Here is a 15068-nt window from a genome sequence, read left to right on the forward strand (position 1 = left end):
GCGCACCTCTACCTCGATGCGCCAACTGGCTTGAGCCACTTACTGGCTTAAGCCAGTTGAGCACACGATGGCGCCGGGGTCAACAAGGTGGCTTGAGCCAGTTGCTAGACTTGGGGCATGACGTCCGCCCGCCCCACGACTCCTCAGCCGCCCAGCCGGCGCATTGCCGAAGAACTTCGTCGTCAGATCGAGGTCGGTGAGCTGCACCCCGGTGACAAGCTGCCGTCTGAGCGGGCGTTGGCCGAGACGTACGGGGCCGCTCGAAACACCGCGCGCGAGGCGATTCGGATCCTCGCTGAGCAGGGACTCGTCACCGCGAAGCACGGGAGCGGTGTCTTCGTGAGGGAGCCGCAGAGGCTGTTTCGCTTCGGCAGCGATCGCTACTCGCTCAAGAACCGTGAAACGGGGCTGACGCCGTTCCGGTTGGAAGCGAAGCGGCAGGGCAAGACCGCCAGAATCGAGGTCCCATCCATCACTCGCGAGAGGCCGCCGGCGGACGTCGCGGAACGCCTCAAAGTGCCAGTCGGCGAAGAGAGCGTTGTCCATCGGGAGAACCACTACTTCGCAGATGACGAGCCGGTGCAGATCGTGTCCACCTACATCCGGTGGGACGAGGCGCAGGGGACGTTGCTCATGCAGCCCAAGACCGGGAAGGACGGCATCTATGGCCGTCTAGAGGAGTTGGGGCATGTCATGACGCGCGTCCGTGACGAGATCAGCGCAAGGATGCCCACCCCGGAAGAAGCCGCGATCCTCGAACTCTTGCCAGGTGTGCCCGTCCTGGAAGTACTGCACACGAGCCTCGATCAAGACGGGGCCCCCTTTGAGGTCTCGCGGTACGTACACCGAGCCGACCAGACCGGATTGCTCTACGAACTGCCAGTCGAGCGATGAGGAGCCGCACGTGAAGTCCCTGACAGTCCGCCCGTTCGAAGACAGTGATTTGGCCGACGCCGCGGCGGCGTTGATCGATGTGCACGCCACTGACGGGTATCCGGTCGAAGGAGTCGATGAGCCAGAGGCCTGGTTGCGCTCTGCTGACGTGATCGCCTCATGGGTGGGTGAGCTGGATGGAGTCGTAGTCGGGCACGTGGCGATCATGCATCCACACGGCGAGGACGCTGTCTCTCTTTGGATGCAGCAGAGCGGCGACAAGGAAGATCAGATTGCCGTCCTGGCCAGGCTGTTCGTCGTCAAGTCAGCCAGGAAGCATGCCGTCGGAGAGCGCCTCATGCAGGCAGCCATGGAGCATGCCAAGGGGCACAGACTTCGTCTCGTCCTGGACGTGATGACCAAGGACACTGCCGCTATGCGGCTGTACGAACGACTTGGATGGCGCGAGATCGGGCGAGCTTCGCACCATTACGGGAACGGCCAAAGTATCGACGCCGTGTGCTACGTCGCCCCCCAGGCCTGAGCTGTTACAGGTTTCTCTACCTCATCAAGCCCCGCCGTTCCGGCGGGCAGGGGTGGTCCCGCCACCGCAGCCCGCGGGCTCCAACGAAGCCCCCAGCCGTCGCGCACTTGGGATAACAGGACTCGACAGCAACCGTAAGGTTCCTCAGTCTCCCCATCCTTCACAGCCCCTCAGGGCTTGAGCCTCTATCCCCTTGGCCACCGGTCCTCCAGCGGCTGAGGTCCAGGGTGGAGGCTCTTGGCCTTCGGCCATCCGGCAGCTGTGACCCATCCGGCTCTCCGGCCGCCACCGCCTTGATCACACACCACCGGCCCGCACTGCGGGCCGGCGCGCGGCTCGGGGGCTCGGGGCTTCGCTCCGCCTTCGGCCCGCGCCGCCCCGGCCCCCGGCCCCGCGCCACCTGACGATGCCCCGGGGTGATCACGCTTTTCGCTCTGGCCCCGCCAAGGGTCGACGCACCGGACCGAGCCTGATCCCGACCATGACCCCGACACCGCCAGGCCCTGACCTTGGGGAAGACGACATGGGCCCACAGGTCTGCATGCACGGTGCAGGCACGGACCAACAGACGCTTTGACTCCAAAAGCAGGTGCGCGACGGCTGGGGGCTTCGTTGGAGCCCGCGGGCCCACAGCAGCCCAGGGTGAGAACAAGCCTCCGGCGGGGGCGCTCAGGCTCCGAGATGGCGGGGGCGCCGTACGCGGGTGCCGGCCGAGAAGTGGCGTGCGTGGGGTGCTTCCATCCCGCCTGCCATCGACCCAGGCAGAGCCGAGCAGACGCGGCCCATGGCGTCCAGGTCGTTCGTACAGTGGCGCGCTCCACCTGGACGCCATGAACCACGCCCGCTCCACGGTGTGTGGGCCGACGGCAGACGGGATGGAAGCTGGGGTTAGTCGTGGGCTGGTCTACGAGGTAGACGTCTCGGAAACCCGGTCGTCTCGTCATACCGCGCCTGTCAGAATCCCCGCATGGATGGCCAGGCGGTTTGGAGCCTAAGTCGCTCCACATTCGACAACACGAGCTTCCTCGTAGCGATGCATGATCTTCTCGGGCACGCGGTAGCAGCCGAGTTGATGATGAACAGTGTCATCTCGGCTCACCTGGGACGTAACCTTGAGACGATCTTGCTGCTCGAAGCCAAGGCCATCTCACAGATGAGCGTGAACAGCAGAATCTCACTGCTGGAAGAGATCATGCAGCAAGAGGGCTGGGACCAAGACTTTCCCTTTGTCGTGCCCGTGCTTCGGGCGATCTTCGCCATGCGCAACAAGCTGGCTCACTCGGTGGCTTACGGCTTTGACTTGAGTGTCCGATCGTCCGTTCGGCGTGGTTCGGTATCGGAAGAGTCGATACCAATACAAACCATTACAGGCCTATCTAGGTCGGCTCATTTCGTGACCAACGTTGAGATGTCATTTCTTCAGGTGCGCGCTCTCCCGGAGTCGTACTGGACGGCCGACTAGCCGGGCATCTCATTGGGGACCGTTCACTCAGCGTGGCCATCGTCGAGCTGCACGTGGAAACGGTGCGTTCGTCGCGTGATGGTGTCAATCTGGACGTGAGCCCTGCGGTCCTTGGGCTGTACGTGTAGCGTTCGTCACTCGTTTGAGGGGATGGGGGCCTCTTGGCAAACAACAGCGGGAAGCGGCGCAGCAGGGTTGCTGACATGGCCGGAAAGCCAGCGGTGCAGGTCTACACGCCCCCTGGCATACCCCCGGCTGAGGAAACAACGTTTCCCATCGAGCTGAGTGAGAACGACCGGCTTGTAGTGCGACTTCGTACGTATCGCAAGAAGATCGTTGACTTTGCTGTGATGCAGGAGACGTTGGTTGCCGGCGAGTGGGAGCAGTTGGCTCGCATCGACTGTTGTCGCGGTACAGTCCATCGCCACCTTGTCTCCCAGAGCGGCGAGACCCTGCTTGATCACGACCTGATCTGTGACATCCCCTATGGCGAGAAGTCGTGGGAAGTCGTGGATGATAGCTACGAGGGGGCGCTGGACGAGATGGAAGAGCGCTGGGAAGACAACCTGCGGAGGTGGAGGCGTGGCCGCTGACGAGGAAGTACTCCGACGTAAAGCAGCGTTCGCCGTGGCTCGTGATCTTGGACGCCACGAGACTCGAGCCCTGTTTGAAGCCAGTGGATACCGTTCGGACGAAGAGATCGTGGTTGCCCTAGAGGGCGACACGATCGAGGACGTGTTCGGCCGTGTCCGCAGGCACACTCCACCGGTGGCCGTCGCGATCTACTGGCCCGAAACGGGGCGGTTGGAGTACACGTCATTCAAGCCGAGTGATGAGGCATCGCTCGGAGGCGTTAAGGAGCAAATCGGGGGCACCGCGACCATCGGCATGCTCTTTGAGCATGCGGATCGCCAGATGCGCGGGCAGTATCGCTTCAACCTCACATGGGACAAGCCTGAGATGAACATCCAGCGCTTCGTGACTACACCTGCCTGATCAGCGCCTCTGCCGTTAGGGCCGGCAAGAGAGGCAGTTGGAACTAGGTGTCAAGCTTCCACTGCTGTACTGACATCAGCGCCTGACATCAACAAGGGCGAACAACGGCGGTCGGCACTGAACCTCGATGCACTGGCGGTCCAGGCGGAAGAGCTGTTGCCCTAGGGTCCTGCACCAACCTGACTGACCTGATAAGGATGAGGCCACAGGTTCAAATCCTGTTAGCCCCACCAGACTCGAAGACCTTCAGCCGGATCCGGTTGGGGGTCTTCGGCGTTTGGGGGTGCACTCCGGTACGTCGGTACTAGCGCTACGTCGGTACTGCGCGGTCGGCGTGTGGTGTCAGGCACAGCCGGCTGAAGCCGGCTCGGCGGCCGTGGCCCCCTGCGCGATCGTCTGCGCGTCCGCAGCCGTCTCCATGCCCGCCGTCGTCTGCGTGCCCGCCGTCGTCTCCGTGTCCGCGGGGGAGCGGTGGCGGCAGCTGGGGGTCTTGCCGTGGGCCTCGGCGCGGATGCGCTGCTTCATCGTGGGTGGCAGGGCCTTCACGTACGACCAGAGTCCGGTCCCGTGGGTCGCTGCCAGGGGCTCCGGGTGCGCCACCCCGGCGCTGTTGCGGGCCGGCTGGGTCTGCGGTACGGCCGCGGCGGCGGTCGTCGTGATGAGTCCGAGCGCCGTGAACAGCGCGAGGAAGGCGGTGATGACGGCGGTCCACAGGTTCATGACCTTGTTCTGGGCCATGGTCCCTCACTTTCGGGCTGAGGCGATTTGCGTACTTTCCTCATGATGTGTATGGGCGCCGCGAAAGCACGGACCGGAGCCTGTGGCGCGTCGATCTTCAGATGAACACCACACGGATGGGTGCAAGTAGGTCGAAAAAGAGGAGAATCGGCATTAAGAGGGGTTAAGTGACCCTGCGTGGAGATGTGATCACCCTCTGATCGGAGGTGCCTGCTCCGCTTGTACTGGGCTGGCCTGGGCGGCAGTTGAGGCCCCGACGCAGGTCACCGATCGGTATCGGTCGGTGTGTATAGTCGGGCGCCAGAGGTCCCCTACGTCAACGAAAGACGAGGTCGCGCGGTGAAGAAGCTTCTCCTGGTCGCACTGGCCGCCATCGGCGGGCTCCTCGTGTACCGCCAGATCCAGGCGGATCGCGCCGAGCAGGATCTGTGGACGGAGGCGACTGACTCCGTGCCCACGGGTTCGTGAGTACCGAGATTCGATTCTGAGCAGACCCCGGCCGTGTTGCGGTCGGGGTTTTGTGTTGTCCGGAGCCGGTCGGCTGCCGCCGGGTGCGCGTACGGGGTGGCCATGTGGGGTGCCGAGGCCGGTTGTCGAGGGGTTTCGGACGGCCGTACGGATTGCGCGGGTGGGCGGCTGCGCTGCGGGGCAGGATGGGCCACGTTCGGTGCGTGGATCGGTACGTGGACCGGTGCTTGGGTCGCTCGGCAGGACGTACGGGCGGGCGCTGGGGCGGTCGTAGGAGCTCGGGCGCGGGTGTGGAGGGGTGGCGCGGCATGGGGCGGCGTACGGCGTGGTGGCGCGGCATATGGCGGCGTACGGCGTGGTGGCGGGTGGCCGTGGTGGGAGCGGTGCTGGGTGCCGTGGCGGGGGTGCCCGGGGCTCCGGCCCTCGCTGCGTCCCCCTCCCCCTCTGCTTCTTCCTCTCCCTCCTCCGCTACGGCCCCCTCGTACGTCTTCGCCGCGGGCGCCCCGTCGGTCAAGGGCACCGTGAGCACCGGGGACGCCGAACTCCTCGAACCCGGCAGGACGTACCGGAGTTCGCTCCCGAGCGAGGGCAAGGTCTACTACCGTCTCGACCTCGACAGCACGTCCAGCGTGTACGTCGCCGCCACCGCCGTACCCCCGTCGGACACCCCGGTCACCGCGACGGAAGGCGTCAGGGTGACCGTTCAGGACGCCGACGGCCGTTTCTGCTCCGCGCCGGACACCGCCACCATCGGCGCAGGCCGTAGCCCACGCCCCCTCACCGCGTGGGGCGCGCGGACGCTCCCGTCGAAACGGTCGCTGTGCCGGGGCGCCGGAACGTACTACGTCGCTGTCGAGCGGGTCCTGCGCACCGAGTCCGTGCCCGGCGACTGGGACCTGGAACTGGCACCGGTACGGGAACCACGGCTGCGGCAGACCGGTTCGACGACCGGTGAGGCGCCCGAATCCTGGGACTCCGCCACGCCCTCGCCTCCCGGCGGCGGTGCCGTGCCGGTGCGAGGCGGCGGGGGGTTCGGCTCGGCCACCGCGCTGGAGCAAGGAGTCTGGCGGGACGACGTACGGCCCGGACAGACGCTCTTCTACGAGGTGCCGGTCGGCTGGGGCCAGCAGGTGTACGCCACCGCCGAGATCAGCAGCCCGGAGGCGGGTGCCGGCGGGGTGAGCGGGAAGGGCCTGGTGCCGGGCGCTGTGAACCTCGCGCTGTACAACCCCGTGCGCGGCCTCGTCGACGACACCAGCATCAGCTACAGCGGCAGCCAGAGGTCCGGCGCGCTCCCCGCCGTCCCGCCGGTGGGGTACGACAACCGGTACGCCGTCTCGGGGCGGGTGAGCGGGATGCGGTTCGCCGGGGCCTACTTCCTCGTGGTGCATCTCGCCGCACGGGTGGGCGAGGAGTTCGGCGACGGGCCGCTCGGGCTGACACTGCGAGTACGGGTGAAGGGGGAGCCGGAGGGCGGGCCGGGCTATGCGGGGGAGTCCGAGCCGGCGGGGCTTTTCCAGGCGGGGCTCGGGTCCTCGTCGGGGGACGGTGCGGCTCCGGGCGACGAGAGCGGTGGTGTGAGCGGGAGCGGGCACGGGAGCGTCGGCATGAAGGTGGCCGCCTTTGGGGGGATCGGGGCGGGGACCTTGGTGTTGGGGGTTCTTGGCGTGTGGGTGGTGGTGGGGCGGCGGAGGGCTGCGGGGGTGTAGGCGGGAGCCGGGCCGCTGAGGAGTTGGGCGAGCGGGTGCGGCTGGGGGCGCGCGCTCGCTGGTGAGGGCGGCTCACTGAGGTGGCGCGGGGCCGCAGGTCGGGCCGGGGTGTGCGTGGAGCCGGACCGGGCTCGCCGCCCTGCCCGCCTGCCCGCCTGCCCGGCTGCGTGTGGTGCGGGGGGTGTGGGGGCGGGGGGGGGGGGCGTGGCCCGCTCGGTACGCGGGTCTCCTCGTGGCGTGCCGGGTTCTCAGATCTGGGCCAGGGCCCAGAAACCCACGGCGTAGCAGGCCAGGGCCAGGAGCAGCAGCGGGATCGCCACCTTGGCGGGTGGGCCGCCTCGGCGTGCGCGGGAAATTGCCCTGGCGGGAGGCGGAACCTGCGGGGACTGAGCGGTGTACGAAGCAGTAGAGACATCAGCGAGGGGCTGGTGCGGGGGGAAACGTGGGGCGTGAGGGTGAGGGTTGGGGGAGGGCAGGACGTGAGTGGGGGGCGTCGGGTCATGGGGGGAGATGTAGGCGGGGTGGGGCTGGGGGTGGGGTGGCTGGTGGTGCTCCTGCCGCTGCTGGTGCCCTGGCGGGGGCGAGGTCGGGGACTGGGGCGATGGCTGATGGAAGCCGCCGGTCCCCGACACCGAGGGCGGCCCCGTGGGGGCGGGAGGGGTGGTGTGCGTGGACCAGTAGGCCCCGGAGTCCGCGCCGGGTTCAGCGGACCGGGTCCTCGGAGAGGGGGTTGGATTCGATTCGCCGGGCCAGAGGGGCTGGTCGGCTTGCTCGGGCGGCCGTGGCACGGGGTCGGCCTGCCCGGGATGGGTCCATGGGTTCGTTTCTCCGGGCTTTGGCTCCGGGTTCGCGGCTCCGGATCCGCCTTGCGGGTCTGCCGTACCAGGCCAGGACGCGTTGCTTCTCTCAGCGGGTTGGGATGCTGCCCCGCCCATCTCACCGGGCTGGAAGGAGGCCTGGCGGTTCCCTCCGCTGGGCCACGAGGAGGCGTTGTCCGCCGCTCCGCGCGGCTGCGAGGACCCGCCGCTGCCCTCCCCGAACCAGGAGGACGCTCCGTTCGACTCTCCGGGCCGGGAAGCCGCCCCGTTCGACTCTTCGGGCCGGGAGACCATGCCGTTCGACTCTCCGGGCCGGGAGACCATGCCGTTCGGCTCACCGGGCCAGGAAACCGCCCTGTTCGGCTCACCGGGCCGGTAAACCGCGCCATTCGACTCTCCGGGCGGGGAAACCGCCCCGCGCCACTGGCCGGGCCAGGGAGTTGCTCGGTTCGCAGTTCCGGGATCGGCGCCGGCGCCGTGCCCCGGCCAGGAAGGGCCTCCCGCTTCCCCCGCTCCCCCTTCTCCTCCACCGGTGCCGAAGGCATCCGCACCTCCCCGGACACCCTCGGACGACACTCCGTCCTGCCCAGCCTCCCCGCGATGGGCCCCGTCACTTGGCGCCGCCCAGTTCTCGGAAGGCACCCCGGCCCCGGACACACCCCCGCCCTTGGAAGGAGCCTCACCGCTCCCGGAAGCAGCTCCACTTCCGGACCAGGCCCAGCCCTCGCGCGGCCCCCCGTCCCCGATCACCGCCGCGCCCTCGGACGCCGACCGGTTCTCGGACGCTCCCCCGCTTTCCGGCCCCCCTCCATCCGCGGAGGGCACCCCACTCCAGGGGGGCGACTCGTTGCCGGCCACCGGCCAGTTCTCGGATGGCGCCCCACTCCTGGGCACGCCTTCGTCCCCGGTGGACCCTCCGCCTCGGAAAGACCCTTCAGTCTCCGCCCAGTTCTCCGACGACCCCCCACTGCCGTAGGGCGGCCTGTCCCCGTCAGATCTCCCGCTCCCGTAGGGCGGCCCACCCCCGTCAGATCTCCCGCTCTCGTAGGGCGGCCCACCCCCGTCAGATCTCCCACTCCCGTGGGGCGGCCCACCCCCGACCAACTCCCCACTTCCGTAAGGCAGCCCACCCCCGGCCAACCCCCGGCCTCCGCCCCCGTCGCCCACTCGGAACCCGGTTCCTCCACCCGACCCGGACCTCGACCCCGACCCGGACCCGCCGATCCTCGTCCTGCTCGGGTCCACACCCGGTGCCTGCTTCAGGGGGCCCTCGGGGGCGAAACCAGGTGGCAGGGGGCCGAGTTGGTCGAAGATCTCGATCGGGTCGTCCTCGGGGCCGGGCTCCGGGAGGAGCTCCCGGGCGGCGGCGAGGGCCTTGCGGGCGCCCGTGGCGGTGCGGAAGCGGGCCTGAGGGTCCGGTTGGAGGAGGGAGGCCACGACCTGCCAGAGCGGTTCGGGAACGCTCTGGGGCGCGCTCGGAGTGCCGTGGGCGGCGAAGTACTGGATGAGTGCCTTGGCGTCGGGCTTGGCGCCCTCCAGGAGGTACAGCGCGACCAGGCCAACGGCGAACAGGTCGGCGGGGAAGTCCGGTTCGGCGCCCAGCATCTGCTCGGGGGCGAGATAGCCCGGCGTGCCCACGACCAGGTTGGTCTCGGTCAGCCGTGGCTCGCCCAGCCGCATCGCGATGCCGAAGTCGGACAGCCGCAGCCGAGGCCGCCCGGTACCGGTGGCCTCGAGCAGGATGTTGGCCGGCTTGATGTCCCGGTGGACCACGCCCTCGGCATGCACCGCGGCCAGCCCCGCGAGGAGCTGGTCGAGGAGCGTGCAGACGAACGCCGGCGGCAGGGGGCCGTAGTCCCCGATCAGATGGACCAGCGAGCCGCCGGAGACCAGGTCCATGGTGAACAGGACCTTGTCGTCGTCCGCGGCCCAGCTGGCCGGCGCGAGAACATGGGGGTGGTCGATCCGCAGAGCCTGCTCGCGGACGAAGCGCAGCAGGGAGTGCGCGTCGCTCTGGAGCAGGACCTTCGCTGCCACATAGCGGCGGCGCCGGTGGTCCCAGGCACGCCAGACGGCACCCACGCCTCCGCGTCCGATCGGATCGGCCAGTTCGTACCGGCCCGCGAACACCTCACCCATGACTGCGCGTCGCTCCTCCCCCTGCGGCTGTCCCCCTTGCCTGCCCCCCGATGAGTGAATCGACCCCTCGTGGCCTCCCCGATGAGAGATACGGCCCCGTGTTCCTCGTCTCCCCGGCGGCTGACACACCCCCGTGTGTCACCCCCGGTGAGGAGCGCGACCCCCTCGCGCCCCCCGTCACACCGGCACGGCCCCCCCGCCCGGCTGCCGAACCCCCTTCGGCGGCCGGGCGGACGGCTCAGTTCTGGTGTGACTGGTAGTGCGTGACGGCGTCCGAGGTACGGCCGGCACCGTAGACCCGGAGGAACTCTGCCAGCTCCGGGTGGGTCGGGGCGAGAGTGTCGGCCGCATCGATGATGTCTCCGGCGGCGGCCACCGAGCGCAGCAGCGACTGGATCTCACGGACCACCCGCTTGACCGTCGGCGCACCCGAACTGCTGGTCGTGGTCGTGGTGTTGCTGAGCACCGAGCCCCCCTGCGACTTCTTGATCTCGTCCATCCGCTCGGTCGCCTCGGCCGCGCTCACGCTGCCGTCGGCGACCTGCCCCGCCAGGTCCTGGAGCAACTGCACCCGCTGGACCACGGCGGGATTCCCGATCTTCGCCCGCTGACCGCTCATCAGCTGGGACAGCATCGGTGCGGACAGTCCCAGTACCCCCGCGAGACGAGCCTGGTTGAGGCCCAAGTCCTCTATGAGCTTACGGAACAGCGCCCCCAGCGGCTCCCCGTACCAGTTCCGCTGAAGCTCCCGCGCTCTTGCGGTCGCTTCCTGCTGTGCGGCGTCCATGTGCGTCTCCCCATCGCTTCCCCAAAAAACCGTGGTTCGCGACAGCGAACCACGCCGAGCATCTTACGGAGAGTGGTCGTTCGCGGGGACCCCCAATCTTTTTGCGGAATACCGGGGATGACCCGGTACTCTGGTCTGCGGCGCCCACCGGCAGCGGTAATTCCGGCGGACGTCCCTCTTCCCGGGGCCTTAGCTCAGTTGGTAGAGCGCTGTCTTTGCATGGCAGATGTCAGGGGTTCGACTCCCCTAGGCTCCACTCCCTGAATCCCCTCCGACCTGCGGAAACGCGGGCGGAGGGGATTTGCGTTCCCGCAGGGCGCCTATGGTCCCTCCGCGCCCATCAACGAGCGATACACCGCCGTCGACCTCGGATGGGACCGGCAGGACCACACGCCGTGCGGGCAGTAGTCGCTGATCGACTGGTACAGAGGGCGCTGCTCCGCGAACCACGTGAGCATGCCGCGCATGTACGCCGGGTTGTCCCCGTTCTCGAACAGGCCCCACTCCTGGTACGAGAAGGGCTTCCCATGAGCGCGGGCGAAACGGACATGCGCTCGCAAACCGTACGGCTCGTCCAGCTGACCGGAGAAACCCAGGCCCCGCGGGGCGTCGTAGGCGTCCATGCCCACGATGTCCACGACCTCGTCCCCCGGATAACAGCGCGGCCACGGGATCGCGTCGCGACCCCGGGTCGGCGTGAACTCGAAGCGCAGGCGCTGGCCGGGCACCGTACGCATCGCCCGCACGATCCGCGCCCAGTACGCCCGCCACGCCGCCGGGTCCGGGCCGCAGCGATGCGTGTACGTCGTGCCGTTCATCTCCCAGCCCAGCACCACCACCGTGTCCGGGACGCCCAACGCCACCAGCCGGCCGGCCAGGACACGGAAATGCGCGTCGTACACGCCCCTCGCACCGCGCCGGAGCTCGGCCGCGACCGTGCTGTCAGGAAGATGAGCCTCGCTGCGCTCCAGCATCGGCACGTTCAGGACGAACATCCGCCGCGGATCAGCCCGCCGCCAGGCCGCCCAGGACTCCAGATAGCCCGGAGCCCCCTCGATGTTGCTCCAGCGGTCACCCGGCAGATACACATGCCCCACCCGGGGCGCCGGCCCGCCCAGCCAGGCACCGAGCGCCATCAGGCGTGCCGTGTCCGAAGGCTCGTAGCCGACATACGCGCCGTACGCCGACACAGCCGCGGGCTCAGGGGCCGGGGCGCGCTCGGTGCACGCCGACACCAGAAGCAGCAGGACGACGGCCAGGGCGAGCAGGCCGCGAGGCGCGGACCTCGGCACTGCGGCGGACTTCATGACGTCGGCGGTCCATCCGGTCGGGGGACCGCCACGAGACGGTCGCAGGACATGACCCCGCGACTGTGACGCACCCCGGCACCGCCGGAGCTGCCCCTCCGCTCCCGCCACCCCGTCGGGTGAACATGAGGGTGGGGCGGAGAACTCCCCGCCCCACCCCTGATACACGCCGCCGAAACGGCGTCAGCGCCCTTCCTCGTTCCTCAGCGGCCGTCGCCGTTCGTCAGCGGCCGTCGCCGTTCGTCAGCGGCCCTCGTCCTTCTTCGCCGCGTCCTCCTCGGCCTCCTTCGCCTGGACCTCCGGGTCCAGAACGGACTGGCCGGTGCCGTCGACCGACGTCAGCCGGCCCGACTCGGGCACCTCGGTCGCGGCGGGGGGTTCGACCAGCCAGTCAGGGTTGGCCTGCTTGTCCCACCACTTCCACGCGGCGTAAGCACCCCCCGCCACCAGGCCCGCGACCGCGAGCGCCTTGGCGAGCCGGCCGGCGCGAGCCCGCCGCTCGTGCTTGCGGACCAGCTTGCGGACCTCCTTGGGCGTGACCTGGCCGCGCAGAGCGGCCAGCGCCGCCGCACTGCGCGCCGTGGCCTCACCGGCGACCGGAACGGCCACCGCGACGGCCTGCTCGATCTTCGGACGGGAGTAGTCGGCGGCCTGACGAGCCGCCTTACGCGTACGAACGGCAGCCTCGTGGGCAGCCTGGTCGACCTTCGGTGGAACATGCGTACGGGCCTGCTCCAGACGTGGCGCGACATGGGCGCCGTACTGGACACGAGCCTGCTCGGCGGCCTGGGAGACCTTCGGCGCGAGCCGTACACGCGCCTCGGTCGCATACTGCGAAGCCTTGTCCTTGGCCGTGTCGGCGTAGGGCGCCACCACTTCCGCGGCGTGCAGCACGCTGTCCTTCGCCGAGCCGGTCGCGGCGCGCACGCTGTCGATGCGGGTCACGGGATCCTCCTCCTCGGTGGCGTACGGTAATTCGACTTTCCACCCTTTTACGGATCATGCCTGCCGGAACTCAGCCCGGCACCTGAGGGCGGGCATCCGGATCAATAGCGGATGAATACGTGGCAACAGGAGCTTGTCGACGACAATGCCACGGATCGCCGCCCAGCGCCCCCGCCCGGGCCCTCCTCGACCGGATCCGTGCGAGGATCGGTCGGGCACAGGAAGACAACGGAAGGCAGATCGTGGCCGAGCAGCTCTACGCCACCCTCAAGACGAACCACGGCGACATCGAAGTCCGGCTCCTGCCGAACCACGCCCCGAAGACCGTCAAGAACTTCGTCGAACTCGCCCAGGGCGAGCGCGAGTGGACGCACCCCGGCACCGGCGAGAAGTCCACCAAGAAGCTGTACGACGGCACGATCTTCCACCGTGTCATCAGCGGCTTCATGATCCAGGGCGGGGACCCCCTCGGCACCGGCATCGGCGGCCCCGGCTACGAGTTCGAGGACGAGTTCCACCCCGACCTCGGTTTCAACAAGCCCTACCTCCTCGCCATGGCCAACGCCGGCCCCGGCACCAACGGCTCGCAGTTCTTCATCACCGTCTCCCCGACGGCCTGGCTGAACCGCAAGCACACCATCTTCGGCGAGGTCACCGACCCGGCGAGCCAGAAGGTCGTCGACGCCATCGCCGCCGTCAAGACCAGCCGCCCCAACGACCGGCCGGTCGAGGACGTCGTCATCGAATCGGTCGTCGTCGAAACTCGCTGAGCCACCGGAGTACCCCCGCGCAGGGAACCAAACGCCCCGCTCAACCGTAAGGACGAGCGGGGCGGCGCACGCGCCACGACCGCACACGGCGACGAGGGGATGCCATGAACCAGGAGGCGGACAGCTCACCGCAGGCCCACAGCCTGCCCAGCTGCTACCGGCACCCGGACCGCGAGACCGGCATCCGCTGCACCCGGTGCGAACGTCCCATCTGCCCCGAGTGCATGGTCAGTGCCTCCGTCGGCTTCCAGTGCCCCGAGTGCGTACGCGACGGCGGCGGCACCGGACCCGCCCCCGCCGCGGCCCGACCGCGCACCATCGCCGGTGGCAGCGTCACCGCCGACCCCCGGCTGTTCACCAAGATCCTCATCGGGATCAACCTCGCGGTCTTCATCGCCATCCAGGCCAACGCGTCCCTCGCGGCCGACCTCAGCCTCGTCGGCGCCTATCCGCCGCCGCCCTTCCCGCTCCGCGAGGGTGTCGCCGACGGACAGTACTACCGCCTGGTCACCTCGATGTTCGCGCACCAGGAGATCTGGCACATCGGCTTCAACATGCTCAGCCTGTGGTGGCTCGGCGGCCCCCTCGAAGCCGCCCTCGGCCGTGCCCGCTACCTCGCCGTCTACTTCGTCTCAGGGCTCGCGGGCAGCGCCCTCGCCTACCTGCTGGCCGCCCCGGCCACAGCGACCCTCGGCGCCTCCGGTGCCATCTTCGGCCTCTTCGGCGCGACCGCCGTCCTGATGCGCAAGCTCAACTACGACCTGCGGCCGATCATCGCGCTCCTGGTGATCAACCTGATCTTCACCTTCGGCTGGAGCAGCATCTCCTGGCAGGCCCACATCGGAGGCCTCGTCGCCGGGCTCATCACGGGGTACGGCATGGTCCACGCCCCGCGTGAACGGCGGGCGCTGGTGCAGTACGGCACCTGCGCGGTGGTCCTGCTGGTCATCGTGGTCATGGTCCTGGTGAGGACCGCGCAGCTGACCTGAGCTGCACGTTGTCCACAGCGAGTGGCGGATCTTGTGCATACAGTGCGGGAACAGCTGTGCCCCCTGTCGCTGACCCGTGTTTCCGCAGGTCAGGCAGGGGGCGAAGGGCCTTGCGAGGGCCGGTGTGATGGTCGCACCGGCGTCAACGCCCGATGAGTTATCCACAGATCGTAGTCTTTTCCCCAGGCCCTGTGGAAACTGCTCCAGTCTGTGGATAACTCAGCGGATACCCGTGGGCAGAGCTACTTCCACTGGGTGGAGACGGCGAATCCGGCGGCGATGAAGCCGAAGCCCACGACGATGTTCCAGTTGTCCAGGGCGTCGATGGGCAGCGAGCCGTCGGTCACATAGAAGACGACGATCCAGGCAAGCCCGATGAGGAACATGGCCAGCATCACGGGGGCGACCCAGGCGCGGCTGTTCAGCTTGATGGCGGTCGCCTGCTTCGCCGGCGGCGGCGTGTAGTCGGCCTTCTTGCGGATACGTGACTTCGGCACGAGGGTCTCTCCTGTCGATGCGCTGC

At 68.7% G+C, this 15068-nt stretch carries 15 protein-coding genes, 1 tRNA gene and 1 pseudogene; 11 read left to right on the plus strand and 6 right to left on the minus strand.

Translation table 11 applies throughout. The features are described 5' to 3' along the window. The first annotated feature begins 117 nt into the window (after window positions 1-117). From AQJ54_RS32880 to AQJ54_RS32900, 5 genes are all read left to right on the plus strand, one after another. Window positions 118-894, plus strand: coding sequence for a GntR family transcriptional regulator (locus AQJ54_RS32880; RefSeq protein ID WP_062243467.1), 777 nt, complete (start codon window positions 118-120; stop codon window positions 892-894). A 10-nt stretch (window positions 895-904) separates the two neighbouring features. Then, window positions 905-1417, plus strand: coding sequence for a GNAT family N-acetyltransferase (locus AQJ54_RS32885; RefSeq protein ID WP_062243470.1), 513 nt, complete (start codon window positions 905-907; stop codon window positions 1415-1417). 967 nt (window positions 1418-2384) lie between these two features. Next, the gene (locus AQJ54_RS32890) at window positions 2385-2879 is read left to right on the plus strand and encodes a hypothetical protein (RefSeq protein WP_159055576.1); all 495 of its coding nucleotides are present in this window, start codon (window positions 2385-2387) and stop codon (window positions 2877-2879) included. Between the two features lie 161 nt (window positions 2880-3040). Beyond that, window positions 3041-3472 carry a DUF7718 family protein gene (locus AQJ54_RS32895; protein WP_159055577.1) on the plus strand — a complete coding sequence of 144 codons (432 nt, stop codon included), beginning with the start codon at window positions 3041-3043 and terminating at the stop codon, window positions 3470-3472. Further along, the gene (locus AQJ54_RS32900; RefSeq protein ID WP_159055578.1) at window positions 3462-3875 is read left to right on the plus strand and encodes a hypothetical protein; all 414 of its coding nucleotides are present in this window, start codon (window positions 3462-3464) and stop codon (window positions 3873-3875) included. Before AQJ54_RS32895 ends, AQJ54_RS32900 begins: the two co-directional genes overlap by 11 nt. Window positions 3876-4217: 342 nt before the next feature. Here AQJ54_RS32900 and AQJ54_RS32905 read toward each other — a convergent pair whose 3' ends face one another. Beyond that, on the minus strand, window positions 4218-4613 hold the full coding sequence (locus AQJ54_RS32905; protein ID WP_062243479.1) for a DUF6344 domain-containing protein: 396 nt from the start codon (window positions 4611-4613) through the stop codon (window positions 4218-4220). A gap of 339 nt (window positions 4614-4952) precedes the next feature. On the opposite strand from AQJ54_RS32905, the gene AQJ54_RS44030 reads away from it, so the two are divergent. From AQJ54_RS44030 to AQJ54_RS46240, 3 genes are all read left to right on the plus strand, one after another. Next, window positions 4953-5081 carry a DLW-39 family protein gene (locus tag AQJ54_RS44030; protein WP_003999697.1) on the plus strand — a complete coding sequence of 43 codons (129 nt, stop codon included), beginning with the start codon at window positions 4953-4955 and terminating at the stop codon, window positions 5079-5081. Window positions 5082-5389: 308 nt separating this feature from the next. After that, window positions 5390-6790 (plus strand): hypothetical protein, encoded by a 1401-nt coding sequence (locus tag AQJ54_RS32910; RefSeq protein ID WP_062243763.1) that lies wholly within the window; start codon window positions 5390-5392, stop codon window positions 6788-6790. Between the two features lie 990 nt (window positions 6791-7780). Continuing rightward, entirely contained in the window at window positions 7781-7987 is a 207-nt protein-coding gene (locus tag AQJ54_RS46240) for a hypothetical protein (protein WP_062243481.1), read from the plus strand. An 862-nt stretch (window positions 7988-8849) separates the two neighbouring features. On the opposite strand, the pseudogene AQJ54_RS44035 reads toward AQJ54_RS46240, so the two are convergent. After that, window positions 8850-9747 (minus strand): annotated as a pseudogene (locus tag AQJ54_RS44035) (serine/threonine-protein kinase); the annotation flags it as partial. Window positions 9748-9985: 238 nt separating this feature from the next. Next, window positions 9986-10534 (minus strand): helix-turn-helix domain-containing protein, encoded by a 549-nt coding sequence (locus tag AQJ54_RS32925; protein ID WP_020119478.1) that lies wholly within the window; start codon window positions 10532-10534, stop codon window positions 9986-9988. Window positions 10535-10717: 183 nt separating this feature from the next. Between AQJ54_RS32925 and AQJ54_RS32930 the strand changes: the two genes are divergently transcribed. Continuing rightward, window positions 10718-10790, plus strand: a tRNA-Ala gene (locus AQJ54_RS32930). Window positions 10791-10854: 64 nt separating this feature from the next. Here the strand turns inward: AQJ54_RS32930 and AQJ54_RS32935 are convergent. Continuing rightward, window positions 10855-11841 carry a glycoside hydrolase family 26 protein gene (locus tag AQJ54_RS32935; RefSeq protein ID WP_062243486.1) on the minus strand — a complete coding sequence of 329 codons (987 nt, stop codon included), beginning with the start codon at window positions 11839-11841 and terminating at the stop codon, window positions 10855-10857. A 243-nt stretch (window positions 11842-12084) separates the two neighbouring features. After that, the gene (locus tag AQJ54_RS32940; RefSeq protein ID WP_062025698.1) at window positions 12085-12786 is read right to left on the minus strand and encodes a DUF5324 family protein; all 702 of its coding nucleotides are present in this window, start codon (window positions 12784-12786) and stop codon (window positions 12085-12087) included. Window positions 12787-13028: 242 nt separating this feature from the next. On the opposite strand from AQJ54_RS32940, the gene AQJ54_RS32945 reads away from it, so the two are divergent. Then, window positions 13029-13556: a peptidylprolyl isomerase gene (locus AQJ54_RS32945; protein ID WP_062025700.1), complete on the plus strand. Its 528-nt coding sequence runs from the start codon at window positions 13029-13031 to the stop codon at window positions 13554-13556. Between the two features lie 104 nt (window positions 13557-13660). Continuing rightward, the gene (locus AQJ54_RS32950) at window positions 13661-14545 is read left to right on the plus strand and encodes a rhomboid family intramembrane serine protease (RefSeq protein ID WP_062025702.1); all 885 of its coding nucleotides are present in this window, start codon (window positions 13661-13663) and stop codon (window positions 14543-14545) included. A gap of 242 nt (window positions 14546-14787) precedes the next feature. Here AQJ54_RS32950 and crgA read toward each other — a convergent pair whose 3' ends face one another. Further along, window positions 14788-15042, minus strand: coding sequence for a cell division protein CrgA (gene crgA, locus AQJ54_RS32955; RefSeq protein WP_007383302.1), 255 nt, complete (start codon window positions 15040-15042; stop codon window positions 14788-14790). Window positions 15043-15068 lie beyond the last annotated feature (26 nt).

This window comes from Streptomyces griseorubiginosus (genome assembly GCF_001514195.1).
GTDB classification, from domain to species: Bacteria; Actinomycetota; Actinomycetes; order Streptomycetales; family Streptomycetaceae; genus Streptomyces; species Streptomyces griseorubiginosus.